At 67.3% G+C, this 1478-nt stretch carries 2 protein-coding genes and 1 pseudogene; 1 reads left to right on the top strand and 2 read right to left on the bottom strand.

The genetic code is table 11. The features are described from left to right. Positions 1-50: 50 nt before the first annotated feature. Positions 51-494 carry a LapA family protein gene (locus AC5RWX_RS33265; protein WP_494100422.1) on the top strand — a complete coding sequence of 148 codons (444 nt, stop codon included), beginning with the start codon at positions 51-53 and terminating at the stop codon, positions 492-494. Between the two features lie 164 nt (positions 495-658). On the opposite strand, the gene AC5RWX_RS33260 is transcribed toward AC5RWX_RS33265, so the two are convergent. Together AC5RWX_RS33260 and AC5RWX_RS33255 are read right to left on the bottom strand one after the other, a co-directional pair. Further along, positions 659-1219, bottom strand: coding sequence for a DUF4190 domain-containing protein (locus tag AC5RWX_RS33260; protein WP_494100421.1), 561 nt, complete (start codon positions 1217-1219; stop codon positions 659-661). A 47-nt stretch (positions 1220-1266) separates the two neighbouring features. After that, a pseudogene (locus tag AC5RWX_RS33255) lies at positions 1267-1478 on the bottom strand (NERD domain-containing protein); the annotation flags it as partial.

Here is a 1478-nt window from a genome sequence, read left to right as displayed (position 1 = left end):
GGTTGGACCATAAGCATGCTTAGTATTTGAGTCCTAGGAAGGGAAACAGTATGAGCACCGGAAACTACCCGCCCGCAGGACAGCCGGAACCGGGCAACGACAACGCCGGGGCGGCCACGCCGCCAGCCGGAACTCCATCCCGCGCCGGCTCCCCTGCACCCGCCGCCGGGATGAGCCAGGGCTCGCCTGCTACAGATGCCACGCCGGCAGCCGGACCTCGCGCAGCTGCTGACCAGCCTGGGGTGACCCGGGCCGGAGTGGTGTGGGCTGCGGTGGTGGCAGCCCTGGTGCTCCTGATCCTGCTGATCATCTTCATCCTGCAGAACCAGGACCAGGTGGCAGTCCGGTACTTCGGTCTTGAAGGATTCGTCCCGCTGGGAATGGCACTGTTCATAGCGAGCGTAACCGGCGGTGTCCTGGTTGCCGTCGCCGGCGGCGCCCGCATCCTTCAGCTCCGCAGGAACGCACACGCCCGGACCAAGCAGCGGAAGTAGGCGGCGGAGGGTAAGCAGCCCGCGCAGGCCAACAACCGTGCGCCCGCCGAATTAATCTATCGGGAGGGCTTCGCGGAAAACCTTCCACTCCCGGCAGCAACCAAAGCCTAAGGCCCACGCCGGCGGCGCGGGCACCTCAGCCCGGGCCGCCGTCGGCTGCCGGTTCAAAACGTGTACGAGGAACCGGTGGTGGAGCTGGCAACCGCCAGGGCGATGATTGCCAGCAGCCAGAACGCGCCGTAGCCCAGCAGACAGAGGTACCCCAGCACCAGGCCAGTGATGGACATGCCTTTGCCTGACGGCTCACGCTTGAGCGCCATGTGGCCGGTGACAATCGCGGCGATCTGGGGCAGGAGGAGGAAACCCATGATCACCGACGCAATGCCGCACACCATGCTCGCAATACTGAGCGTCTTCGGCTCCACCGGCACACCGTAATACCCGGGCGGGCCATAAGGGCTACCTTGGTTATAGGGACTCGGGGGCTGATTGTACGGGCTTGACGGCTGGCCATACGGCCCGCCGTACTGGCCGGGTTCTCCATACTGGTTTTGCCCGTAGCCGCCCTGCCCGTCGCCGCCTTGTCCGTGGCTGCCCTGCCCGAACTGCTGTGGTGCCGCATTCCCCGTGCCGTAGGGCGGGGTGAACCGGGGCGGCTCAAGGCCCGATGGCGGGACGCCGTCACGGCGTTCGGATTCAGGCCGGTGTGCGGGCTGGTCAGTCACAGTTTCCCCCTGGGAGTTTTGCTTCCCAGCCTACCGCCGCAGCCGAGTCACTGCCCCCAGTACGGCAGCACGTACACGGCAAAAATGACGAATGCCGCCAGGAGGGCCAGCCGTCCTGCTCCCCCGGCGCCGTACTGGCGCTCCTTTGGTGTCCGCCCGCGCGCCGCCGGTGCCCCTGGGACTCCCCGGACTACCGAACGTGATGAGCCCGAACGGGGCGGCACGCCGCTGCGCGAAGCAGGGCGCGGCGCTGCCGGAC

The sequence above is a fragment of the Arthrobacter sp. SPT-J7 genome, assembly GCF_059089965.1.
Note: the sequence above shows the minus strand (reverse complement) of the source record. Positions and strands in the feature narration are given on the sequence as shown.